The organism is Vibrio sp. 10N.247.311.49, assembly GCF_041467655.1.
In the GTDB taxonomy this organism is placed as follows: domain Bacteria; phylum Pseudomonadota; class Gammaproteobacteria; order Enterobacterales; family Vibrionaceae; genus Vibrio; species Vibrio crassostreae_C.
Genome location: NZ_JBFSVA010000006.1, coordinates 53,762 through 79,135, shown reverse-complemented (window position 1 = coordinate 79,135; position 25,374 = coordinate 53,762). Strand labels below are relative to the sequence as shown.

The 25,374-nt window shown below is 45.1% G+C and carries 21 protein-coding genes; 6 read left to right on the top strand and 15 right to left on the bottom strand.

Annotation, left to right across the window (positions count from 1 at the left end):
- On the bottom strand, positions 1-1,590 hold the full coding sequence (gene dptF / locus AB6E54_RS08465; RefSeq protein WP_372168828.1) for a DNA phosphorothioation-dependent restriction protein DptF: 1,590 nt from the start codon (positions 1,588-1,590) through the stop codon (positions 1-3).
- A 318-nt stretch (positions 1,591-1,908) separates the two neighbouring features.
- Here dptF and AB6E54_RS08460 point away from each other — a divergent pair, with 318 nt between their 5' ends.
- The 5 genes from AB6E54_RS08460 to AB6E54_RS08440 all read left to right on the top strand — a co-directional run bounded on the left by AB6E54_RS08460 (position 1,909) and on the right by AB6E54_RS08440 (position 8,269).
- The gene (locus AB6E54_RS08460) at positions 1,909-2,766 is read left to right on the top strand and encodes a helix-turn-helix transcriptional regulator (RefSeq protein ID WP_372168827.1); all 858 of its coding nucleotides are present in this window, start codon (positions 1,909-1,911) and stop codon (positions 2,764-2,766) included.
- A gap of 72 nt (positions 2,767-2,838) precedes the next feature.
- Positions 2,839-3,783 carry a hypothetical protein gene (locus AB6E54_RS08455; protein ID WP_372168826.1) on the top strand — a complete coding sequence of 315 codons (945 nt, stop codon included), beginning with the start codon at positions 2,839-2,841 and terminating at the stop codon, positions 3,781-3,783.
- Between the two features lie 197 nt (positions 3,784-3,980).
- The gene (locus AB6E54_RS08450) at positions 3,981-4,748 is read left to right on the top strand and encodes a 1-acylglycerol-3-phosphate O-acyltransferase (RefSeq protein ID WP_102333729.1); all 768 of its coding nucleotides are present in this window, start codon (positions 3,981-3,983) and stop codon (positions 4,746-4,748) included.
- Positions 4,749-4,895: 147 nt separating this feature from the next.
- On the top strand, positions 4,896-6,251 hold the full coding sequence (locus tag AB6E54_RS08445) for an MBL fold metallo-hydrolase (RefSeq protein ID WP_372168825.1): 1,356 nt from the start codon (positions 4,896-4,898) through the stop codon (positions 6,249-6,251).
- A 470-nt stretch (positions 6,252-6,721) separates the two neighbouring features.
- Positions 6,722-8,269: a sodium:alanine symporter family protein gene (locus AB6E54_RS08440; RefSeq protein WP_102333727.1), complete on the top strand. Its 1,548-nt coding sequence runs from the start codon at positions 6,722-6,724 to the stop codon at positions 8,267-8,269.
- A gap of 146 nt (positions 8,270-8,415) precedes the next feature.
- Here AB6E54_RS08440 and AB6E54_RS08435 read toward each other — a convergent pair whose 3' ends face one another.
- The 5 genes from AB6E54_RS08435 to guaB form a co-directional block, all read right to left on the bottom strand.
- On the bottom strand, positions 8,416-9,009 hold the full coding sequence (locus AB6E54_RS08435; RefSeq protein WP_010440610.1) for an acetate uptake transporter: 594 nt from the start codon (positions 9,007-9,009) through the stop codon (positions 8,416-8,418).
- Positions 9,010-9,508: 499 nt separating this feature from the next.
- Complete coding sequence (locus AB6E54_RS08430) at positions 9,509-11,059, bottom strand: Na+/H+ antiporter NhaC family protein (protein WP_102333726.1); 1,551 nt, start codon at positions 11,057-11,059, stop codon at positions 9,509-9,511.
- A 274-nt stretch (positions 11,060-11,333) separates the two neighbouring features.
- Positions 11,334-13,046, bottom strand: a complete 1,713-nt coding sequence (locus AB6E54_RS08425; protein WP_372168823.1) for a glycoside hydrolase family 19 protein — start codon at positions 13,044-13,046, stop codon at positions 11,334-11,336.
- Positions 13,047-13,370: 324 nt separating this feature from the next.
- Entirely contained in the window at positions 13,371-14,924 is a 1,554-nt protein-coding gene (gene guaA / locus AB6E54_RS08420; protein WP_017066418.1) for a glutamine-hydrolyzing GMP synthase, read from the bottom strand.
- A gap of 365 nt (positions 14,925-15,289) precedes the next feature.
- On the bottom strand, positions 15,290-16,753 hold the full coding sequence (guaB, locus tag AB6E54_RS08415; RefSeq protein WP_102333724.1) for an IMP dehydrogenase: 1,464 nt from the start codon (positions 16,751-16,753) through the stop codon (positions 15,290-15,292).
- 244 nt (positions 16,754-16,997) lie between these two features.
- Between guaB and xseA the strand changes: the two genes are divergently transcribed.
- A complete protein-coding gene (gene xseA / locus AB6E54_RS08410) occupies positions 16,998-18,344 on the top strand; it encodes an exodeoxyribonuclease VII large subunit (protein ID WP_065584650.1) in 1,347 nt (448 codons plus the stop codon).
- A 93-nt stretch (positions 18,345-18,437) separates the two neighbouring features.
- On the opposite strand, the gene ureG is transcribed toward xseA, so the two are convergent.
- The 9 genes from ureG to urtE all read right to left on the bottom strand — a co-directional run bounded on the left by ureG (position 18,438) and on the right by urtE (position 25,373).
- Positions 18,438-19,076, bottom strand: coding sequence for an urease accessory protein UreG (gene ureG, locus AB6E54_RS08405; protein ID WP_017062498.1), 639 nt, complete (start codon positions 19,074-19,076; stop codon positions 18,438-18,440).
- Between the two features lie 46 nt (positions 19,077-19,122).
- Positions 19,123-19,803 carry an urease accessory protein UreF gene (locus tag AB6E54_RS08400; protein ID WP_065584651.1) on the bottom strand — a complete coding sequence of 227 codons (681 nt, stop codon included), beginning with the start codon at positions 19,801-19,803 and terminating at the stop codon, positions 19,123-19,125.
- A gap of 42 nt (positions 19,804-19,845) precedes the next feature.
- Positions 19,846-20,442: a HupE/UreJ family protein gene (locus tag AB6E54_RS08395; protein ID WP_017079882.1), complete on the bottom strand. Its 597-nt coding sequence runs from the start codon at positions 20,440-20,442 to the stop codon at positions 19,846-19,848.
- Positions 20,443-20,677: 235 nt separating this feature from the next.
- The gene (gene ureE / locus AB6E54_RS08390) at positions 20,678-21,130 is read right to left on the bottom strand and encodes an urease accessory protein UreE (RefSeq protein WP_017062501.1); all 453 of its coding nucleotides are present in this window, start codon (positions 21,128-21,130) and stop codon (positions 20,678-20,680) included.
- Between the two features lie 77 nt (positions 21,131-21,207).
- A complete protein-coding gene (gene ureC, locus AB6E54_RS08385; protein ID WP_017084416.1) occupies positions 21,208-22,911 on the bottom strand; it encodes an urease subunit alpha in 1,704 nt (567 codons plus the stop codon).
- 39 nt (positions 22,912-22,950) lie between these two features.
- Positions 22,951-23,286, bottom strand: a complete 336-nt coding sequence (locus tag AB6E54_RS08380; protein ID WP_017062503.1) for an urease subunit beta — start codon at positions 23,284-23,286, stop codon at positions 22,951-22,953.
- An 11-nt stretch (positions 23,287-23,297) separates the two neighbouring features.
- Positions 23,298-23,600: an urease subunit gamma gene (gene ureA, locus AB6E54_RS08375; protein ID WP_102428295.1), complete on the bottom strand. Its 303-nt coding sequence runs from the start codon at positions 23,598-23,600 to the stop codon at positions 23,298-23,300.
- Between the two features lie 133 nt (positions 23,601-23,733).
- Positions 23,734-24,681: an urease accessory protein UreD gene (locus AB6E54_RS08370; protein WP_102428296.1), complete on the bottom strand. Its 948-nt coding sequence runs from the start codon at positions 24,679-24,681 to the stop codon at positions 23,734-23,736.
- Positions 24,678-25,373 carry an urea ABC transporter ATP-binding subunit UrtE gene (gene urtE, locus AB6E54_RS08365; RefSeq protein WP_017062505.1) on the bottom strand — a complete coding sequence of 232 codons (696 nt, stop codon included), beginning with the start codon at positions 25,371-25,373 and terminating at the stop codon, positions 24,678-24,680. Before urtE ends, AB6E54_RS08370 begins: the two co-directional genes overlap by 4 nt.
- Between the last annotated feature and the right edge of the window lies 1 nt (position 25,374).

The window sequence follows — 25,374 nt, the reverse complement described above, 5'->3', positions numbered from 1 at the left end:
TTATAAGCCACTCACTTCGAAATATTCATCATCTTCATTCACGATCTTGTAGCGTTTGTCGTTTTTCAGAATAAACAGAGTATTCTTTTCGTTCGCTACCGTGATGATCTGCTCTATTACTTCATCCAACAAAAGCACCGCATTTTTGTCATGCTTATTCGGTCGGTACCCTTGGTTGATTTTTTCCAACAAATCCAACAAGTTAATACTTATCGGCATTGGCAGAAGTGAATGGTCATCAACTCGAATATGAGCGTTAAATGAGCCTATCTTGCCCACCGCTTGTGTTTTAATCGATGAAAAATCAGGTTTCACTTCAAGTTCAGCTGCTGTTTTGTAGCCATTGTATTCAGAGACAAAGAATTGGTCTTTATCGAGTGATGGCGAATTGCGGTTACAATAGCGATGTACAGCTGCAATGAGAGTGTCTTTATAAAACTTATTCAGTTCTTTTTTCTGCTTTCCAGAAAACTCGCTATGAAGTAGCCAGATGTTTGCGTATTGCTCAACCAAAGAGTTATCAAAGTCTGCTTTCAGCTCATTAATGTAATCATTCGCAAATTGCTCTTCGTCTTTCAACAGATAAACCATGCGCAGGTATGAAGCAGCAGTGAGCACATCAAATACACCTTGTGCTTTCACCTGATCTTTAAGTTGTGTAAAGCCTTGGTCTTCAATCCCTAGACCAAACTGAAGAACGAATTCGTCGATTTTGCGAGTGTGAATATTGCTTGGGTCAAAGCTTTGAATATGCTCTAAAAGCTCATTATCTGAGCCAGAGAACAAATTGTCGAACAGGTAGTCATCGCCCGCTAAGATCTGGTACACAAAGTCCAGTAGCGCTCGCGCCGTTAGGAACTGATCTTTGATTAAACGAGCTTTCAGAAGCAAAGAAATAATATTCTTCTGCACAGATTCCAGCCCTAGCAACGCATAGTTCGCTGTGAGTTTACTGTGGCCTAACTTTTGTACTTCGCTGTCATACAGGGCGTAAAACGGGTTGTCCAACGTTGGTTCCGTTAAGCGTGCGAGAAACTTAGCAGCAAAGTCGGATGTGCTAACTTCGTGGCCAAGCGTAAATTTCGGGTACTGCTCGAAATCTAAGAAAATGTGGTTCGCTGGAATATCGTCCGTTTTGTTTTCCAAGAACGCTTTTATCGAAGCTTTAATATCGTCGTGTTGTTCAGCACCTTCCTCAGCATAGTTGCCTAACATTCCGATATTAATGCCAACAACAAGTGGCTTATCATTTCCTTTGAACTGTGAGAATCGCTCATCCAACGCATTGATTGCCGTCTGATTTGGGTTAAAGCTGTGTGTCGCATCCAGATGGAATTCATGTGTCGCTTTATGCTTCTGGCTATACTGAGTCAGAATCTCAGATTTACCATCACCGCTACTGCCACACAAAAATATGATGTCACTTTTCTTAGAAGACAAAAGCGACTTTTTAAAGTCCACTTCGATGTTTGTGGTGATGTACACATGGCTTTTATAATCAGCCAGAAGATCTTGATTTTGCTCTCTTTCTGTACTTACCGCGTATGGCGATGATTTAGAAAGTATGCTGAGGGCTTTTTCTAAGTTCAAAAGAATCTCTTCAAAATTTGATTAAACGGACTTTTTTTGTGGAGATAAATAGTATCAAACACGGAAAAGTAACGGTACTTATAACCATAAAAAAATGGAATGAGTGGATGAGCTAACATCGCCATATGCAAATTGTTTATCTTACTCGCTTTACAAACAAATATTGTGTTTAGTATTAGAAAAGTATGATTTAGCTTACATTGCGTTACGTAACACTCCGCAATTTTAACCGTTGAGTGTGTACTATACCCATGTAAAAAATGTACGTATATTCTGTACACATCAACATGTATCATTTTCAGGCATTAGATAATTGTTATGACAATAAAGTGGGATCAGTTACTGCGCTTCAAATTAATCGAAGTTGTTGCATTGTGGGAGGGTCGCGTTACGACTAATCACCTATGTAACTCTTTCAACATTAAGCGACAGCAAGCCTCTAGAGACATCAAAGCTTATCAAGAGCACTTTTCTACTTCACCACTTGTTCATGATCGTAGTATTAAAGGCTACCGACTTACTGATCATTTTGCGCCAAAGTTTACAAAAGGCACTCCGAATGAGTATTTGTCACTACTACACAAATACAACAGTGACCATGTAGACGGCTTTAATTTAAAAGATCTGGGTTTCGCAGACTCTATTGTCCTTTCAGTCCCAGACAGGCAGATAGCCCCTATAATCGTTCGTAGACTTCTTCAAGCGGCACGAGAAAGACGCAGAGTTGATATAGAGTATGTATCAATGGATAACCCTGAAGGGCGAGGCAGAAATATTGTCCCGCACACTATCGTATTTGATGGATTTCGCTGGCATGTGAGAGCATATTGCGAAGAAAGAAGGATGTTCTTAGACTTTGTATTGAGCCGATTTAGAGGTGAGCCTGAGCTGCTCAACCAATCAGAGATTAACATCGAAGACGATGAAGATTGGGCAACAGAAGAGATAATCGAAATCATCCCAAATCCACATCTTTCACCCGCACAACAGCAAATAGTGAAAGTCGACTACGGGATGCATGATGCGCCATTTACAATTGACTGTCGACGAGCATTGATTAAGTATTTGCTCAAACGTTTGGATGTCTGCGTAGATACTAAGAAGCTCTCTTCAGCTCCAAAAAAGTACCAATTAACCCTAGCGAATCCAAAGAATATAAAACGCTGGTTGCTATAGTGGTATAGCAAGACATTCCCCATAGGTAAATACTCACTACCTTTATCTCGATAACTCAGAAATGGTTCAAAATTGACAGTTAACACATACTCACACATAGATACCCCATTCGACCTGCGCCACACCTGTTGGTTTTGTGGTGAACCTTCAAGTAACCTTGTTGAATTTCCTAAGACAGCGCAGGCAGTTGCCAAGATTGGCCATTCACCGATAGCACTGCCGGCTTGTAATGAGTGTGCGAGAATTAACTATTCAAAGAATCTGACCTCAATTTGGTCTGTGCGCGATCAGATAAAACACACTCTGATAGACAAGTACGCTAAGCACCTTGGCATCGGTGAGAACTGGACGGAGCAAGAGCTTATTGATTCTGATTTCTCGGGTTCGACGCTCGGTGGGTTTGGGCGCAGCGCTTGGAAGATGTATCAAATCGCCAAGCAACGCGTCGATTATAAAGGCTGGCCTTTGTCGGTTGATGACATCCCACTTGAGGTATACGACGAAACCAGTGGCTTTGAGTTTGACGGTACTCGTTATGCCTCAATCAATTCATGTATCGACTATTTCACCAAGGCAGCAGGCGTAGACAAAGAGCTGTTGTCGCAGCTTGTCGACATCGTTTCATCAGAAAGGTTTAGCTACGCACTGCGAATCGCCAAGCTGAACAAGAATGTCTCTAATACCAAGCGCTCGGAGATCGTCGAAGAGGTGCTGCAACAGGAGTCTGAACAAGAAGAGATACTGCTTGAGCAAGCTAATTCAATGTTTAACCCAAACGTCGAAGAGGTGAATATTTCAGGCTCAATAGCGCCTGTGTTTGCTATTCAGTGGGCCCTGGCTAACAAGGTTAAAGATTTAGCCCACCTTTGTGCTCTCGAAGATGAGTATTTTGACTATTTCGAGCACCTCGGCGGCCCTGCCGCTTTCATGTCTTATAACGGCCTACAACTCTACTTAGAATCGCGTCAAGATCCGGAATGGGTAGAAAAATCGGATCCAAATAAACAGTATTGGTGATCATGAGCCATTACTGGTGAACACGTGTAAACTCGATAACTGTGTCAAACATCCATTGTTAGTCCTTGTTTTATATAAAGATCTAAAAATAGCCCCCTATCACAGTTAATTGTTGCAATTCGGTTAAATAGAGTGAAGACTTCAAGCATCTAAAACTATTTAATCACTGCCATCTTGCGGTGAGTAAGGAGTGAATTGTGCTTGCTGTTCTTCGTATTATTTTGGCTACGGTGTTTATTATTTTCACCACTCTATGTGCTTTTGTTTACTGCTTGTTTAGCCCCAAGAACCCCAAGCATGTGTACGTTTTCTGTCGTTGGTTCAACCAACTCCAAAAGATCATCGGTGTAAAACTGGTGCAGCGCGGCCTAGACAATGCCCCAACACCAGAAAACAGCGTCTACATCTCTAACCACCAAAGCATATTGGACTTTGTGACCGATCCAGGAATGCTAAGACCGCGCACCGTTTCATTGGGCAAGCGCGATTTGTTGTACGTGCCTTTCTTTGGCCTGCTGTATTGGATCACCGGTAACATCATGATTAACCGCGAAGATAAGTCCAAAGCACGCGATACCATCAAACAAGTGGCGGAAGCGATTCATCAGAGAGATCTGTCTGTTTGGGTTTACCCGGAAGGAACCCGTAGTAAAGGACGTGGACTATTGCCATTCAAAACGGGCGCTTTCCGAATGGCAATCGAAGCTGGTGTGCCTATCACCCCGATGTGTACCAGCACCACGCACAATAAGATCGACTTGAATCGAGCCAATAATGGCATTGTGATCACCGAGATGCTGGAACCTATCGATGTATCCGGATACAAGCTTAGCGACGCAAGAGAGCTGGCCAATCGCTGTCACGCACTCATGGCAGAGAAAATAGCAGAGCTTGATGCCGAAGTGGCTCGTTTAGAGGCGCAGCAAAAAACAGAGTTGGATTCAGATCGTTCTTCTACGAACTAACTCGCAACGAAACCACTGAGTCATCGCTCAGTTACTTAAAAAGACACTCAACGATCGCAACTCTCATTGTTCTTGTTTTACTTGCTGGCGCTTATCCGCAAAATAAAAACAGGCGTTATCTGCCTTATAGAGCAATGGGAGTAAACGATGGAAGTGATTCACCATGGTGGCAAACATACTGTCACAGGATCTTGTCACGAATTAAGAGATTCAGGCCAAGCGGTGCTCATCGATTGTGGCCTTTTTCAAGGTTTAGAGCTTCAAGGTGCGGACACTCGCCCTCTTGATATTGAATTTGAAACATCCCACCTCAACGCTCTGCTGCTGACCCATACTCACATTGATCATATTGGCCGATTACCTTGGTTACTCGCCAGTGGGTTTAACCAACCGATTTATTGCACGCAAGCCACCGCTGAACTTGCCCCTTTAATGATTGAGGATGGCTTAAAGCTGCAAGGACTCAGCAATAAACAGTCGAAGCTGATACTCAAAAAGATTCATTCGTTAATTGCTCCCAAGCCTTACGGGGAATGGTTTCCAATCACGTCTAAACAGCAAAACAACGGAAAGGATCATGATAGGCCAAATACTCTGTATGCTCGCTTTCAACCTGCGGGGCACATCTTAGGTTCTGCCTATATCGAGATTAAGTTACCCAACCAAGAGGTGGTAGTCTTCTCTGGCGATTTGGGCCCAAGTAACACACCACTACTGCCCGATCCTAAGCCACCACGACAAGCCGACTATCTGTTTATCGAATCCACTTATGGCACCAGTACTCATGATGATATCGCTACGCGAGCTGAGCGCCTCAAAGCAATCATTGATCGTTCACTGCTCGACGGTGGCGTTATTCTAATTCCGGCCTTCAGTATCGGCAGAACTCAGGAACTGCTGTTTGATATCGAGCACCTGATCTTTGAGCATCAACTCAGTAGCGATATTCCTATTATTCTCGATTCTCCGATGGCTCAGAAAGTGACACGTTCATACCGACGCTTTAAAGAGTTGTGGGGACAAGAAGCAAAGCAGCGTCTTGAACTGGAACGCCACCCACTCGCTTTTGAGCAGTGCATTACCGTCGATGGACATAGAATGCACAAGAAAATCGTGAATCGCCTCAAGTCGACAGGTGAACCTGCGATTGTGGTCGCAGCTTCTGGGATGTGTCAGGGTGGCAGGATAATGAACTACTTATCTGCCTTGCTTCCCGATAAACGAACCGATGTAATTTTAGCGAGCTATCAAGCGCACGGGACGCTCGGACGAGAGCTGCAACAAGGCGAAATGCAGGTTTCTATTGATAACAAAGACGTTGAGGTTAATGCTCAAATTCATGGCATGTCTGGCTATTCTGCCCATGCTGATAAAGAGGATCTTTACCAATTTATAGACGGCATCGCGACTCCACCGAAAGAGGTGCATTTGATTCACGGCGAGCCAAATACTCAGTCTGAGTTCGCTCAAGCTTTGGTTGGAAAAGGATTTACAGTCGTTTAAAACAGGCGATTAATTCACGATTTCTGATTGCGGTAATCCTTACGGAAAGTTCTAAAAATCACTACTGATATTTTAAATAATACCTCCCCTTAAACCTGCCTAATTTCACTATATCGGTGATATATTCTTGCATCTTTACCGTCGTAATGTGTTAACAGTCATTAGTACTGAACAACGTTTCCTCTCATTTTTCTTCTATTTTCCCTTCTGACACATATTGTGAGTTTCGAAAATTTGTATTAATCACTATTTATTCACTTTACAAACCGACACTAAAAACAACTAATTGCATATCAATTTTAATGGAACGATTATCAAATTAGCACTAATCGTTAACAAACACCCCCTGTAACATGCTTTATGTCACAGTAATCCTAATAGGCAGTTAAATAATTTAACACTCGGGTTACAAGTGAAGTATTGTGTTGTTCGAAAAACAATCATAAGCAAAACTAACAGGGAAAATACTCATGCAGTCATTCGTTGATTTTTTGAATGGAATAATCTGGAGTCCAGTACTTATCTACCTATGTTTAGGTGCAGGTTTGTTCTACTCCATCATGACTCGATTTGTTCAAATCCGTCACTTCTTTGAAATGTGGCGCTTGCTACTATCGGGTAAAAGCTCATCAAAAGGCATCTCGTCTTTCCAAGCTCTAGCCGTTTCGCTATCTGGCCGTGTCGGTACAGGTAACATTGCTGGTGTTGCTGCCGCTATCGGTTTCGGTGGCCCAGGTGCCGTATTCTGGATGTGGGTTGTAGCCTTCTTTGGCGCCGCAACTGCTTACGCAGAATCTACGCTAGCTCAAATCTACAAAGAAGAAGACGAAGGCCAGTTCCGTGGTGGTCCGGCTTACTACATTGAAAAAGCAATGGGTCAGAAGTGGTACGCATGGATCTTCGCTATCGCGACTATTTTTGCATGTGGTATTTTGCTTCCAGGTGTTCAGTCAAACAGTATCGGTAATGCTGTAGAAGCTGCATTTGGCTCAGGTGACATGATTGAAACAGCTGTCGGTACATTCAGTTTCGCTAAAATTTTCACCGGTACTGTTGTTGCTATCATTCTTGCTTTCATCATCTTTGGTGGTGTTAAACGTATTGCGAACTTCACACAGATCGTTGTTCCTTTCATGGCATTGGCTTACATCATCATCGCGTTCGTTATCATCCTGCTAAACATCAGCCAAGTGCCAACTGTTTTCGCAATGATTGTTGGTGATGCATTCACACCTATGGCAGGCTTCGGTGCTGCAATTGGTTGGGGTGTTAAGCGTGGTGTTTACTCAAACGAAGCGGGTCAAGGTACTGGTCCTCACGCGGCAGCGGCTGCAAGTGTTGATCACCCAGCTCAGCAAGGTTTGGTACAAGCGTTCTCTATCTACATCGATACTCTTCTAGTATGTTCTGCTACAGCGTTCATGATCATCATCACTGGTGCTTACAACGTTCATGGCGGCGCTGAGGGTGTGTTCCTTGTTCAGAACCTAGCAGCAAACATTGGCGCGAATGGTCCTGTATTTACACAGCTTGCTATTGAAAGTGCACTACCAGGCATTGGTAAGCCATTCATCGCATTTGCTCTGTTCTTCTTTGCATTTACAACGATTCTTGCTTACTACTACATCGCAGAAACGAATATTGCTTACCTACGTCGTACCATCAAGGTCCCTGGCATGATGTTCGTACTTAAGCTTGTTCTTATCACTGCAGTTTTCTATGGCACAGTTAAAACAGCGAACCTTGCATGGGCAATGGGTGATGTTGGTGTTGGCTTGATGGCATGGTTAAACATCGTTGGTATTCTGATCATCTTCTTCATGTCTAAGCCTGCGCTTAAAGCTCTAGCTGACTACGAAGAACAGCAGAAACAAGGCGTAACTGAGTACACGTTCAACCCTGTAAAACTAGGCATTAAAGGTGCTACTTACTGGGAAGAGAAGTACAAGCGTAAGACAGGCAAGTCTCCTGAAGCAGAAGCTGCAGACACTAAACCTGTAGAGCAACCTTCAGCTTAAGCTTTCCTTAGCAAATAGGTCGCTTTAAAAAAATAGCGCTATTATTAACGCATAAAAAAGGGGTTAGCCATTTCGGCTAACCCCTTTTGTTTTATTCATAACCAATAAATGGCTTATAACAAACTAACTGTTCCCGAGTTAGAGTATTAAGCAGCGATTTCTTGTGTTGCCATTTGAGGTGCTTTCTTCTCACCGATAGGCAGTACTGTGCGGCCGTATTCGTTGTTGATTACTTGTGCCATTGCAAAGTAAATAGCTGAAGCGCCACAGAAGATACCTTCAAAACCAGCGATAGTGCCGATTAGTTCGCTGCCAGTGAAATCACGAGCTGCAAGTAGGAAGAACAAGATAGTTAATGAACCGAATACTACTTGTTTCGCCACTGGGTAGCATAGAGAACCGATGAACATGAAGCCTGTGAAGATGCCCCATAGTAGTAGGTACCAACCCATGAATGCTGCAGGGCTTGCAGGTAGGCCCATGTAAGGCATCACGATTAAACCAACCAAAGACAACCAGAATAGGCCGTAAGAAGTAAACGCAGTTGTACCGAACGTGTCACCACGTTTGAAACACATTGTGCCCACGATAACTTGGCTCAAACCACCGTAAAAAATACCCATAGCAAGAATCATTGAATCGATTGGAAAGAAACCTGCGTTGTGGATATTAAGAAGAATAGTGGTCATACCGAAACCCATTAAGCCTAGTGGCGCTGGGTTAGCTAGTTTGGTCGACATTGCGAATTTACCTTATTAAAGTGGTTGATTAAAAAAAAACGATAAAAGTTGTCAGAAAATTTTAATCTATAAACCGTACAACTAGGTAATCCAGTTATCGAAAACTAAGATTGTGTAAATGATCTTATGGAAAATTAGTTTCATAACAACGCTAATTAATTCATAGAACCTATAAATGAACAAATTCCCTGTCGCGCTATGAAAAAGATGCGAGTAACGAGATGCGAAAAGAGTCTTTAGATTCGAGTAAGCGGGATAAGAGGAGCAGGTCTCGATTGAAGCGTCATTCCAGAATCGAGGGACGAGATATCTGGAATCTCCTCTTCGATATAAGCACGTTTGGCGCACTAAAGAGATTCCCTATCACGTTCGTTCCTCACTGTAGGGAATGACGGAAGTTTGCTTAGATGCGAGTAAGTGAAATGAAGAACAAGAGAGCGAGCTTTTCGTTACTCGTTTACTCGCATCCCGTATCTAGTCTCTCATTTGTAATCTTAAATTACGCTTGTTGTGGTTTAGATTCAGGCACTTGAGATTGAACTTCTGAAGAAGCGTTTTTACTCGCATCGCGCTTGGCTAACAACGTCACGACAATCAACTGAGCAACAAGAGCACCTAATACAACCAATGCACTTCCCGTAAAGCCTGCGACTACAAAACTAATCAGAGCAATAGAGCCGTTCATCAATGCGTAAGGTAGCTGCGTCTTAAAGTGTTCAAACTGATCACACCCTGCCCCGGTTGAAGAAAGAATCGTGGTTTCAGAGATCGGTGAGCAGTGATCACCAAACAAGCCACCAGACAACACAGCACCAATTGCGACGAGTAGTGGAGCATCTATCGCAATCGCAGTTGGAATAACCAATGGCATCATTATCGCGAAGGTTCCCCACGATGAGCCCGTTGCGAATGAGATAATAGCCGACAGTAAAAAGGCTACAGCAGGAACTAACCAGTAAGGGAAACCGCTCTGCGCTTGCTCAGCAATATAAGCCGCTGCACCCAACTCTTTACCAACGGTGCTTAATGCCCAAGCCAGTACCAAGATGATCGCGACTGGCATCATGTTTCCCATACCTTTTAAGTACACAGAAACACCATCTGAAAGCTTTCTTACACCGTAGTAAGCCATTAGCGAGATTAAGGTAATCGCCGCAAAGAAATAAGCCGATGATAACGCCGCTCTAAATGATGAACCTGCGACCTTTTGGAACGGGAAGCCTTGTGGAACCAACATGGCACACAACACCACCAGCATCACTAACAATGGTGCCCAGACAAAAGATGCCTTTGCATTTTTATGCGAGAACGGATTTAGTGATTCGTTATTCACGCCAGAGTTAATTCCCGCCTGGCAATCACGCTCGGCTTTTGCCATTGGCCCAAAGTCTAAACCTTTAACGGACACAAGCGGAACGATGAAAATCGCAAGAAATGCGTAGAACTGAAAAGGAATCGCACCGATGAAGGCATCCCAATCGGACATGTTGACATTCAACGCCGTGAACTCTTTCTGAATAAGGCTCATGATGTAAACACCCCATCCAATGAAAGGGATAAGAATAGCAACGGGCGACGAGGTTGAATCAATGATGAATGCTAGCTTCTGTCTAGAAAGTTTCAGTTTATCGAAAAGGGGACGAAAAACAGGGCCAACAATTAAAGGGGTGCCTAAGTCTGAGAAAAATATAACGATTCCACCCAACCATGCTGACAATTGAGCTTGGCATTTATTGCTTACCCACTGAGTCACTCGCTTTGCAAACGCGACGCCACCACCGGACTTTTCCATCAATGCGACAAAGCCACCGATGAATACCAACAGCATGATCACACCAGCGTTATAGCTGTCGGTAAGTTGAGGGACTAGGTAACCTTTCACCATGGTACCAAACGTATCAAGCGGGTTAAGTTCGCTAAACATGCCAGTCAGCATTGCAACACCACTCAGCACACCAGCAAAAAGGCCTATCACCACATTCCTTGTCGCCAATGACAACACCAAAGTAATCACAATGGGGATGAGTGACGTGATATCTGTCTGTTCCATAGGTACACCTTAACCCTAAAATAAAAGAATAAATATAAATTAAATTTGAATATAAATTCACAAGCATCATTTGTACAGAACTTTATCCTCTAACTGGATAATTAGTCTTTAAATGCGCTTCAACATAGCCAAATAGACCAATCACCCTGCTTAAATAGCCAAGTTCGAAACGGAAAAAAGCCGAAAGTAGAAACTTTCGGCTTTTGATTATTTATATCGCTATGGTCGTACTACTGAGCTCGTAACTTAGGCCACCTCTTCAGTATTCAGACTATCAATTACAGCTGATTTCATCCCAGAACCAATTCGATTGAACTGGGCTTTCCCATACACCCGGGCCGTTTTTAGCCACGAAGCACTTGCCGTTATGCGTCACTTTGTCGCCATTACTCACTTGGCTAACGCCCGCTTGCCACGTAATAAATTCAGATGGATCGACAACCACTGGCGGTTCTGTCACAGGTGGTTCAACGGGTGCAGGGTCTACTGGTTCTGGATCGACAGGGGCAGGATCAACAGGCGTTGGATCTGTCACAACTGGTGGTGTTGGCTCGCCCGCTACTAGTTTCCAAGGGCCACCATTGGCAGGGTCATCCCCTTGTGTCCACCATTTCGCTTCATAGGTTGCGCCGTTATGCGTCACTTGGTCACCCGCGTTGTAAACCTTGGTCGCACTCCAACCATTACCACCCGGATCAGTACCAGGATCTACCGGATCCAGCTTATCGACCACTTTCACTTCAGGCCAACTCGCATGAGAACCATAGAAGTTGGTCACACACTTCTCGTAATCACCAGCCACCAGTGCGGAATAAGCCGTTTGAAAGCCCACTAGCTCACACTCAAATGAATACCCTTCTGGGCGGTCTGCGTAGTATTTCCAGTTACCATCCCAGTTGGTGTACAACACATCCGTTGCTCCGTTGAGATTCAAGCTTCCGTAAGGCGTTTGCTGCCAACATGTATTGGCTTCATCGGCTTCTACAGGAATTTCATAGTGCGCGGCTAACCCTTCCCAGTAACGAATACGGTTAACGGGTTGGCCTTTGTCTTTGTTCTGCTCGCCACATTCAATACCACCATTGAGCACGTTGATTGTGGTACCAAAGCCATAGCCAATACCCGCATCCAATTCACGTTGAGATGGTGTCCATGTTCGGTCAATTACATGCAGCATTGCCGGTTTAGGCGCTTGTGGTGTTAAAAAGAACCAGATAGCAGACGCTAAGTTCAACCAAGAATCCGCCACTAAGCCCGGATTGTTGAGAAGCACCGTCGCATCGCCATCGAACATCACTTCAGAGAACGCGCCGTAATTAAAATGGTAAGAAAGCTGTTTAGCACCACGTCCGAAGTAACCCTGCCCCGCAGCACATGGCCAACGGGCATTCTGCCAATCATTCTGACCACAACCTGTGGTGTAACCTTCTTGGCCTTCAGACCAACCCATTTCGCGAACATGCACCAGCGCTTGCTGCCACTCTTCTAGAGCTAATGGATTATCAGAGGTGTTGCCTATCGCGATGTGCCCACCCGTCTCTTGTGAAAAGTGAGCAAAGGCCGTGATGATGGATTTCTTACAGATGGCGTCTGAGTCACGGCCATCTGTGTACTCTCCACAGAACGCTGGGAATTTACCGATCGCACGTAAGAAGCGAGTGTAGGTGTATTCTGGCGCTGCCATTTGAGTGAGGAAGTCCCATTCAGATTGAGGGAACACGCGCTCTACACGCTTTACGTTTTCAGGATTCGAAGGTGAACCGGGTTCAATCGCTTCAACGATGGTGTTCGGGCGAGTTTGAAGGGCCTGTGACCAGATCGCATACATAGGATCGGATGTTTTCGCTTGTTCAGCAGCTTGTAGAGCCGACTTTTCAACAAGGTAACCATTCGGGTTTTGCGGATCAGGTTGAATGTTCAAAGACGCATGACTTTGCGCTGCTAAAGTGCAGCCCAGTACTGTCGCCAAATATTTGATTTTTAACATGATGGATTCTCTTATCTGTCCTTAATAAGTCCATCAAAGAGTATGCTTCACATGTGAAATGGCCTAGCTGTAGCTGTGTGAATTTATAAAAAGTGCGAGTGATCTTTTTGATATATGGCTCAACACAACAAAGCGTCTCATGGTTTCTTGAGCTGATATCTAGTTTCCAACTCATTTGGTTTCTAGTTATTGTTCATTTGATTTCGAGGTATTGCTCATAAGCCTTTAATGTAATGAATCAATATAATCAATCGAAAAGAAAAAAGCCCCGAACTGAGTTCGAGGCTTAAGATCTTAATCAAAGCTGGTTAAATCTCTAAGAGATTATTCCCACTCGATAGTTGCTGGTGGCTTACCAGAAATATCGTAAACAACACGTGAAATGCCGTTAACTTCGTTGATAATACGGTTAGAAACCTTACCTAGGAAGTCGTATGGTAGGTGTGCCCAGTGAGCAGTCATGAAGTCGATAGTTTCTACAGCACGTAGAGATACAACCCAATCGTACTTACGGCCATCGCCCATTACGCCAACTGAACGTACTGGTAGGAATACCGTGAATGCTTGAGATACTTTGTGGTAAAGGTCAGCAGCGTGAAGCTCTTCAATGAAGATCGCATCTGCGCGACGCAGTAGATCACAGTACTCTTTCTTCACTTCGCCAAGTACACGAACACCTAGACCTGGACCCGGGAATGGGTGGCGGTAAAGCATGTTGTATGGAAGACCAAGCTCTAGACCGATCTTACGTACTTCATCTTTAAACAGCTCACGTAGAGGCTCAACAAGGCCCATTTCCATATCATCAGGAAGACCACCAACGTTGTGGTGAGATTTGATTACGTGTGCTTTACCTGTCTTAGATGCAGCAGACTCGATTACGTCTGGGTAGATAGTACCCTGAGCAAGCCATTTAGCATTCTTCAGTTTCTTAGACTCTTCATCGAAGATATCTACGAATACGTGACCAATGATCTTACGCTTAGCTTCTGGTTCAGCTTCGCCTTCAAGAGCATCAAGGAAACGTTGCTCAGCATCTACTTTGATGATGTTTAGGCCAAACTTGTTGCCGAACATCTCCATAACCTGCTCACCTTCGTTTAAACGAAGAAGGCCGTTATCAACAAATACACATGTTAGTTTGTCGCCGATAGCGCGGTGAGCAAGCATCGCAACTACAGATGAATCAACACCACCAGAAAGACCAAGGATAACTTCGTCGTCACCTACTTGTTCTTTAATACGTGCAACTGCATCTTCAATGATTGAAGCTGAAGTCCACAGACCTTCACAACCACATACGTTAAGAACGAAGTTCTCAAGCATTTTCAGGCCGTTTTTAGTGTGTGTTACTTCTGGGTGGAATTGAACACCGAAGTACTTCTTCTCTTCGTTTGCCATTGCAGCGTATGGGCAAGTGTCTGTTTCAGCGATCTTTGTGAAATCAGCTGGAATCTCAACTACTTTGTCGCCGTGGCTCATCCAAACATCTTGAGTAGACTCAAGGTCAGCGAAAAGTGCAGATTCACCAGTTACTTGTACAGCAGCGTAGCCGAACTCGCGTTCAGTAGACGTTGCTACTTTACCGCCAAGTTGCTCAGCCATAGTTTGCATGCCGTAGCAGATACCGAATACAGGAACACCTGAATCAAATACGTACTGAGGTGCACGTGGAGAGTTCTCTTCCGTTACACTTTCAGGGCCACCAGATAGGATGATACCGTCTGGATTGAATTCACGAATATCCGCTTCTTCTACGTCCCAGCTCCAAAGTTCACAGTAAACACCGATCTCACGAATACGACGAGCTACTAGCTGTGTGTATTGAGAACCGAAGTCCAGAATTAGAATACGTTGGTCATGAATATTTTTAGTCATTGTAAGCAGTCTTATTGGCTATGTGATAAAACGGAGGCGAGTTTACTCACCTCTGATTAACTCTTCAAGAAATAAAGCAAACGTTTTCGTTAGATATCTTTAACCACGTGTTTTGAGAAAATCGGACTTTTAACAAAACAGGCGGTAGATATAATACCAATCACAGTAAGTAAGTGTTCAGGAATAGCGTAGGAAAAAAGCCTGAGAACGAGGCAGGATTTTCTGATAAGTAGTTATTCTACAATCAAAAATTCTAACGAAGTTATCGAGGTTTTTAACAAGCTAGGATGACCAGTTATTTACTACGATTGGTATATTAATGTGCCGACTAAATCAGCACATTATTCAAACGTTTGGACGTATTATTAACCTAAACGGTAGTTAGGTGCTTCTTTCGTGATTTGAACATCGTGTACGTGAGATTCTTTCATGCCCGCACCAGAGATACGAACAAACTCAGCTTTAGTACGCATGTCTTCAACAGTTGCAGAACCCGTTAGGCCCATGCTTGAGCGTAGACCGCCCATCTGTTGGTGAACGATCTCTTTTAGACGACCTTTGTATGCGATACGACCTTCAATACCTTCTGGAACAAGCTTGTCTGCAGCGTTGTCAGATTGGAAGTAACGGTCAGAAGAGCCTTGAGACATAGCGCCAAGAGAACCCATACCACGGTAAGACTTGTAAGAACGACCGTTGTAAAGGATAACTTCACCCGGTGCTTCTTCAGTACCAGCGAACATTGAACCAACCATCACACAAGATGCGCCAGCAACGATAGCTTTACAGATATCGCCAGAGAAGCGGATACCGCCATCTGCGATTACTGGAATACCGTATTCGTTTGCAACTTCCGCTGCGTCTGCGATTGCTGTTACTTGAGGAACACCAACACCAGTAACGATACGAGTCGTACAGATTGAACCTGGGCCGATACCAACTTTAACTGCACTAACACCCGCTTCGATAAGAGCACGTGCGCCAGCACCAGTTGCTACGTTACCACCGATGATTTGTAGATCAGGGTATGCAGCGCGAGTTTCGCGGATACGGTTAAGTACGCCTTCAGAGTGACCGTGTGAAGAGTCGATAAGTAGAACGTCTACGCCAGCTTCAACTAGAGCAGCAACACGCTCTTCGTTACCAGCACCAGCACCAACAGCTGCACCTACACGTAGGCTGCCGCGCTCATCTTTACATGCGTTTGGTTTACGTTCTGCTTTGTGGAAATCTTTTGCAGTGATCATTCCAGTCAGTTGGAAGTCATCATTTACAACAAGAACTTTTTCAACACGCGCTTCGTGCATTTTCTCTTGAACTTCTTCACGAGTTGCACCTTCTTTAACAGAAGCAAGGCGAGCTTTAGGCGTCATTACTACATCAACTTTCTTAGAAAGGTCAGTAACAAAGCGAACGTCACGGCCAGTAATGATACCAACCAATTCGTTTGTTTCAGTAACAACAGGGAAACCGGCGAAGCCGTGTTTTTTAGTAAGGGCTACAACATCAGCGATTGTCGCGTCAGGGCTTACAGTTACTGGGTGAGAAACCACACCAGCTTCGTAAATTTTAACCTGGCGAACCATTTCAGCTTGCTGCTCGATTGACATATTCTTATGAATAAAGCCAATACCACCTTCTTGCGCAAGGGCAATTGCTAGGCGTGCTTCCGTAACAGTATCCATCGATGCAGAGATCATTGGGATGTTTAAAGAAATGTTTTTCGTTAACTGAGTGCGAAGATCAGCTGTGTTCGGAAGAACGGTTGAGTGTGCTGGGACGAGTAAAACGTCATCAAAAGTTAAAGCTTCTTTTGCGATTCGTAGCATTTGCAATATCTCACAACAAAGGTGTTAAAAGGAGTAAACCCAACTTTATCGTTTCGCATAATAAAGTGATTTGGATTTGATATTGCAGACGGATTATACGCACGGCGAAATCGCTTGGCTACACATTTTTGTATTTTTAATTTGCATTTACCCCCTTGCTATGTATTATATTGCCGCTATCTTCCATACTCACGCCCTGTGAGATTCCAAGAAAGACCTTCCTTCAAGGAAAGATAGTGCTTCTATGACTAATCCAAACATCTTTACTGTTTCTCGCCTCAACTCAGAGGTTCGTCTCCTATTAGAAAACGAAATGGGAATAGTCTGGCTCGTTGGTGAAATCTCAAACTTCTCTGCACCTGTCTCTGGTCACTGGTACCTCACGCTAAAAGACTCTCGCGCTCAAGTTAAATGCGCCATGTTTCGTGGCAATAACCGCCGTGTGACCTTTAAGCCTCAGAACGGCAATCAAGTTTTAGTCAAAGCTCGCCTATCTCTTTACGAGCCACGCGGTGACTACCAACTGATCATCGAAAGCATGCAGCCAGAGGGTGACGGTAAACTTCAGCAAGAATTTGAAAAGCTGAAGATGAACCTTGCCGCAGAAGGACTGTTTGCTCAATCAAGTAAGCAAGCTCTTCCTGAACACCCAAAACGTGTTGGCGTTATCACATCTAAAACCGGTGCAGCGCTGTTTGATATTCTTGATGTACTAAAAAGGCGCGATCCTTCGCTACCGGTTGTGGTTTACCCGACCATGGTTCAAGGCGAAGAGGCGGCGATTCAGATTGCCCAAGCGATTGGACGCGCTAACGAACGCAATGAATGTGATGTGTTAATCGTCGGCCGTGGTGGCGGCTCACTGGAAGACCTATGGTGCTTCAATAACGAGATCGTAGCTCGCACAATCGCAGCAAGCCAAATCCCGATTATCAGCGCCGTTGGCCACGAAGTGGATGTCACTATCGCTGATTTCGTTGCCGATATGCGTGCCCCAACGCCATCAGCTGCCGCAGAATTGGTTAGCCGTGATAACAGTCATAAAGAACAAGCTTTCGCGTCTAAACGTGCTCGCTTAGTCAGTGCGATTCGTCATGTGTTAATCAAACAGGCGCAATCAACTCAAACGTTGAAATACCGCTTAGAGAAGCAACACCCTAGCTACCAACTTCAAAAGCAGAGTCAGCAGCTTGATGACCTAGATATGCGTTTGCGTCGTGGTATGACTCAATACCTAAAACAGCATGCACAGCGTGTTGAACGTAAACAGCACCAGCTTCAATTGAACTCGCCAGTGAAACGCCTTGGCGAACAGAAACTGCATCTGCAACGTTCAGAGCAAAAGCTATTGGATGCAATGGACAAGACATTACTAACCACTCGCCACCAGCTCGCTATGGCTGCAGAGAAGTTAGAGACCGTTAGTCCACTGGCAACCCTAAAGCGTGGCTACAGCATTACTCATTCAGAATCGAGCAAGACGGTATCATCGATTAACGATGTCGAAGTCGGTGAAGTGATCACCACTCAAGTTGAAGACGGTGTGATTGAGTCGCAAGTGACCACAAGAGTGACTAAGAGCGAGCTTTAAGTTCGACCTAACGTTTCAAACCAGAAAGCCCTATCGATAATCGACAGGGCTTTTTAGTATCTAACGCTTTCAAAAAACTAACCTATTCCAACCCTACTCAGTAGTAGAAGGCTCCTTCATGGTTAGCATCCCTTCAGTCACAATAAAGTTGATGATGAAGTCTAGCCCTTGGCTCTCTTTGAGGTTGGTGAACACGTATGGCTTGGTTGGACGCATGCGTTGTGTGTCTTGCTCCATCACCTCAAGTGACGCACCCACATATGGTGCTAAATCGATCTTATTGATAACCAGCAGATCAGAACGCGTAATACCCGGTCCGCCTTTACGTGGGATCTTCTCCCCTTCCGCTACATCAATCACGTAGATGGTAAGATCGGCTAATTCAGGGCTGAACGTCGCACTCAAGTTATCACCGCCACTTTCGACGAATACCACATCGAGGTTCTTATGCAGCTTGGCAAGCTCTTCTACCGCAGCTAAGTTCATCGACGCATCTTCACGGATCGCCGTGTGCGGACAGCCACCCGTTTCAACACCAATAATACGATCTGGTTCTAGAGCCTCTGCTCGCGTAAGTATCTTGGCATCTTCTTGAGTGTAGATGTCGTTGGTTACCACTGCGATATTGAGCTTGTCGCGAATCGCTTTACAAAGCACTTCTAATAGCGCTGTTTTACCAGACCCTACCGGGCCGCCAATACCAATTCGAAGTGGTTGCTTATAACTTTCCATTGTCTACTTCCTTATATTCTTTTTGCTACATCGTTCGCGCTAACCGCTACGAACGAAATAGTCGTGTGTATTGTGTTTCGTGCAATGAACTCGCTAATGCCATCGAAGGCGAAAAGCTGCCTATCATCCAATCTTCTATCGTGCGGGCCTTTTCGATCACCTCAGGAAAGGTGTTGGTGATATTAATCAATGCCAACTGACCATCGGTTTGACCTAAAGGCACTAACTTGACCCCTGCGGTAACGATGTTTTCAAGCCAACTCCATAAATAACCCTGCTTGAGGCTCTCTAAATCAATACCCCAATGCTGAGCCGCCATACACATGCCCAACAATTGGTTTGGATGACTATCAACAGAATCCACCAGCGAAATATCGATATCCAAGCGCTTCAACAAGGTGTTCAATGCATGCCCACGCTGCTTTTCTTCCGCTCGCAATTCACTGGTTTCACGGCTTGAGTATAAGTAGTTACACCAATGCTCAATCTCATCGATTTCACCCTTTTCTAGCGCGTGATAAAGACGCTCTAAGATAGGTAATTCCAAAGTTGCGACACTGGAACTGACGATGGTATTAAGCCACTGTTCCATGCTGTTGCGATCGGTCACCCACCCCGCTTCAACCGCTAACTCTAAGCCTTGCGAATAAGTGAACCCACCAATCGGCAACGATGGACTGATCAATTGAAACAGACGATAGACGGCTACATTTTCTGTTGTGGTCATAATCGTGCCCTCAGTCTTCCAGAATCAAATAAGTTCGAGAGCCTACGCGCCTAACAGCAATAGTGCGCTTGCTGAAGCCACGCCGACTGACAACCATTTAGAGTAAACCGCGCGACCAACAAAAGTACCGATAACCATCAGAGCCAAAGCACTGATACTCATGCCTGTTGCGAACTGAGTCAGGTTGCTCGCGGCTTCAACGCCGTGTGCGTAACCATGGAAAAACAACATAGCAATCGAAGCAACTAATACGCTGTTTACACGCTTGGTTGATGGTGAGAATACATGCCATAAACATAAGCTGACGACAAACAGAGAAGCGATAATGGCAGGCTCAACAATCACAGAGAAACCTAGGGCTTGGCCTGCGATAAGCCCTACCACTAAAGACACCAATCCACCGCCAATCAGAGCTGCTTTTGTCTTGGTGGAAAATGACAGTGCGCCAATTAATAAACCGAAAGCGATCAGCATGATCAGATGATCCATGCCAGTCACAGGGTGAGTTAAGCCAGACATAAACGAGTGAGACTCATGAACTGAATGCGCCCCATGTCCTGGGTGAGCGAAAGCCATCGTTGATGTTGTTAGAGAAGCTATTGTGAAAGTGCATAAGCCTGCAGCTGTTTTAAAGTTCATCGCGAGTTCCTTGCTTTATACCAATCGTAGTAAATAATTGCTCACCCTAGCTTGCTAAAATGCTCGATAACTGCGTTATAATTTTTGATTGTAGAATAACTACTTATCGAAAAATTATGCCTTGTTCTCAAGCCTTTTTTCTGCGCTATTGTTGATCACTTACTTACTGTGATTGGTATTATTGTTATTAATATCGTTGTTATATAAATCGTTTAGTGAGTCATCAATGACTCGATTAATGATGGTGATGATGTCCACCAGAGCGACCGCCATAAGCACCGCCTTCTGGTTCAAACGGTTGTTTCTCAGTGGTCACTTTCGCGCCTAAGCCTTCAACCATTTCATCTAAAACATGGTCGTGTTGATAACGAACCCAACCCGCTTCCACTTGCAGCGGAACATGACGGTTACCAAGGTGATACGCCACTCGCGTTAACAGGAGCAAGTCTTCACAGTAAACAGTCGAAACGGTTTCTGGTGCCGCTTTCACTTCTACGACTAAACCGCATTTACTTGAGAGTTGTTCGCCACCACGCAAGATATGACCTCGTGGTAGAAACAGTCCGGCATTGCGCCCGTCATCGAGCATCACCTTAAGACGGCTCTTAATGCGGCTATCGATCGGCAGGCTTAAGTAGCCGTCCGGTGCATTTTGTATTTGAGTATTCAGTTGAGTCAGTTCAATCATGCTATTACCTCAATCTCCTTGTGAGATTTATAACGTTTAAAATAGGGTCACTAAAATAGGAGCCTTCAGCCTAGCTCTTAAAATAGGAAGTACCGCTGTGCCATTGGCAACTCTTCAGCTGGCTCACACGTCAGCAATTCACCATCAGCGCGCACTTGATACGTCTGCGAGTCGACTTCGATCTTTGGCATCCAATCGTTAAGCTTCATGTCCGCTTTGCTGATGTTTCGGCAGTTACTCACAACACCAATCAGGCTCTGTAGACCTAATTGTTTATCTATGTTCTGTGCCTTGGCTTCTTTGGAAACAAACAACATTGATGTGTTCTGACATGCCTTGCCATAGCTACCAAACATAGAGCGATAGTGAACTGGCTGAGGGGTTGGGATTGAAGCATTTGGGTCACCCATCGGCGCCATGGCGATCATGCCGCCTTTCAAAATCACACTAGGTTTCACACCAAAGAAAGCGGGCTTCCACAACACTAAGTCTGCTAATTTCCCTGCTTCGATAGAACCGATTTCATGAGACATACCATGAGTGATCGCTGGGTTGATGGTGTACTTAGCGACATAGCGTCTTAATCGGAAGTTATCGCTGTAGTCTGAATCTTCTTTTAGGCTGCCGCGCTGAACTTTCATCTTGTGCGCAGTTTGCCAAGTTCGAGTGATCACCTCGCCTACACGTCCCATTGCTTGTGAGTCCGAAGCGATCATCGAAAAGGCACCTAAGTCATGAAGAATGTCTTCTGCGGCAATGGTTTCACGGCGGATACGTGACTCTGCGAACGCGACATCTTCAGCAATCGATGGTGACAAGTGATGACAGACCATCAACATGTCTAAGTGCTCATCGACGGTATTGATGGTGTAAGGGCGTGTTGGATTGGTTGAGGAAGGCAAAACGTTCGGCTCACCTGCAGCACGAATAATATCGGGAGCATGACCACCGCCCGCACCTTCGGTGTGATAGGTATGAATCACGCGGTCGCCGATTGCGCCAAGTGTCGATTCAACAAAACCAGATTCATTCAGAGTGTCGGTATGAATCGCAACTTGTACGTCCATCTCGTCAGCCACACTCAAACAGGTATCGATTGAAGCGGGAGTGGTTCCCCAGTCTTCGTGTAACTTCAAACCCACCGCGCCTGCCGCTACTTGCTCACGTAGTGCTTCTGGCTGACTGGCATTGCCTTTGCCTAACAAACCAAAGTTCATCGGGAATTGATCGAGTGACTCTAGCATGCGGTGCATGTTCCAAGGCCCCGGTGTGCATGTGGTCGCGTTAGTACCTGTGTTTGGCCCAGTGCCACCGCCGATCATGGTTGTCACACCTGACGCCAGTGCTTCTTCAATCTGTTGTGGGCAAATAAAATGAATGTGTGAATCAATACCACCAGCAGTCAAGATTGAACCTTCGCCTGCTAAAATTTCCGTGCCCGGGCCAATCACAATATCAACGCCCGGTTGAACATCTGGGTTGCCCGCTTTGCCCAATGCCTGAACTCGACCATCTTTGACTGCGACATCGGCTTTTACGATGCCCCAGTAATCCAACACAATCGCGTTAGTGATCACCAAATCTGGAGTTTCGGCACTTGGACGTTGGCTTTGCCCTTGTCCATCACGGATAACTTTGCCGCCGCCGAATTTCACTTCGTCGCCGTATACGGTGTAATCTTTTTCAACTTCTAGCCATAAATCAGTGTCAGCAAGACGCACTCGGTCACCGACTGTTGGCCCAAACATTTCGGCATAAGCCTGTCTGGATATCGTCGCCATGTTCAATCCTTTGTTATTTTCATTATTCCGTGGGAGCGCTTAGAGCTTGCCCATCACCTTTCCTTGGAAGCCATAGATCTCTAACTTACCGGCGTAACGCACTAACTCGACGCTACGCGACTGACCCGGCTCAAAGCGGGTTGCAGTACCCGCAGGAATATTGAGTCGAAAGCCTTTAGTGACTTCTCGGTTAAAGATCAGCGAAGGGTTTGCTTCATAGAAGTGGTAATGAGAGCCAATTTGGACAGGACGATCGCCAATGTTTTGCACCTTAACGGACGTTGTGTCTCGGCCTTCATTGAGAGTGATGTCACCCGGTGCGGTTTCTACTTTTCCGGGAACGAATCCTGAGTATTGTTTTGTGGAACCAGCCATATTACTTCTCCCTACACGATAGGTTCATGAACGGTCACCAGCTTGGTGCCATCAGGAAAAGTGGCTTCGACTTGTACATCAGGGATCATGGAAGGGATCCCCTCCATAACGTCATCGACAGTAAGAAGTGTGCGTCCAAGATCCATTAATTCTGAAACGGTTTTACCCTCGCGGGCACCTTCGAGAATGGCACTGCTGATCAGTGCGATAGATTCTGGGTAGTTGAGCTTTAAGCCTTTTTGTTTGCGCTGCTGTGCCAGCATTCCTGCGCAGAAGATAAGTAGCTTATCTTTTTCTCTTGGTGTTAATTCCATTTAGCCGCCCGCTGTTAGTGTTGTTTTCTTATTGCTCAAAAACGCATGAGCAGTAAGTGGGATTCAATCACAGCAAGCTTGAAAAAATGTACCTAGGGTCGGAAGTCACCCTAGGTACAAAAAGGGCTAATCGCTAAGTCGCCCAAATCCTTGGTAAATCAGGAGTCGTACCACATAAATGAGAGCGAGTTGCTTGCCAAATCTGACCAAAGGCTTGGAGGATATCTTCACTCCAATTACCCAAGGCTCGCACCACAATCAATCCTTCTATCTGAGTAGCACCCAATATTAATGTGGGTTCACTCGACGTTTTTGATGTAACTGATTGCTGTGAAGCTTGCTGTGTAATAGATAAGAGCAAGCTCTGTACCAACTCTAAATCTTGCTTCTCATTTGAAGTGATATAAAAGGTTCCCATCATTGAATAATCAAGTAACCCCATATTTATCATTAACTTATCGCCACCATGAAAATTAAAGCCTTCAGTCAGAAGCCTTTGATTATCAAGATAGATTTCTGTTTTCCCAACGAGATGACCATGCTCGAATCCCTCATTCTGTGCAGGGCGTCCAAAACAGTGCATCTCCCAACCCCAAAACTGTGCACCCTTTTCTAGGCGAATTTCAGTATCTAAACGAACGTGTGCATTCGGGAAAAAGATGTTCTCTTGCGGCATCCATTCCAAGCGTGCATCTTTCTTCACTCGTAGGGTCTGCTTCTGCTTGGCGTACTTGTTGTTTGAGCGATAAAACTTGGTCGCACCGGGTGTGGTAATCAACGCGTGAGCACCGTGCTCAAGATTCACGTTAATATTGAGAGTGTCACCACCTACCACTCCGCCGGGGGGATGGAGTAAGTAGGTGTGACACGTTTCCCCATCAGGATACAGGGGGCGTTGCACCGCAAGCGGACCAGACTGCTGACGATTCTTTAATACGGTTTTATCACCTCGATCGACAAAGGTGAGGTTTAAACTCGCTTGCCAACCATCACGAATATCTTGTTCGATGGTCTCATTCAAAGATAAAGCTTCTACTAAAGAAGCCTTGCTTACTTCATTCGGAGAAAAGAGAGAATTCATACGGTTAGGTACTCCTTTATCAAGGACTCATCGAGCCCTGTCATTTCACCTTCTGCCACTTGGCGTCCACGGTCGATAATGCAAAAACGGTCACCGACCTTTCTTGCAAACGGCAGCTTCTGTTCAACCAACAGAACCGTGAGCCCCATTTTCTCGTTGAGCATGCGAATGATGTCGCCAATCTCTTGCACAATATTGGGTTGAATACCCTCCGTCGGCTCATCCAAGATCAATAGCTTTGGATTAACCACCAGCGCACGCCCAATCGCTAGCTGTTGCTGCTGGCCACCCGATAAATCACCACCGCGACGATGTAGCATCTCTTTTAACACTGGGAAAATATCGAAGATGAATTCAGGGATCTTGCGGTCACCCTTTTTACGAATCGGTAAACCGACCTCTAGATTTTCTTGAACAGTGAGCATTGGGAAGATCTGGCGACCTTGCGGTACATAGCCGATCCCTTGGCGTGGACGGTCCTCGGCATCGGTTTTCAAAAGTGACTCACCCGATAAGGAGATGTCACCGCTTTCAACCTTCACCAACCCCATAATGCATTGCAGTAAGGTGGTTTTACCGACACCATTTCGCCCCATTAGCACCGTGCATTTACCTTCTGGGATCTGCATATCCAAATCCCACAGCGTGTGGCTCTCACCGTAATATTGATTAACTGATTTAACCTCTAACATC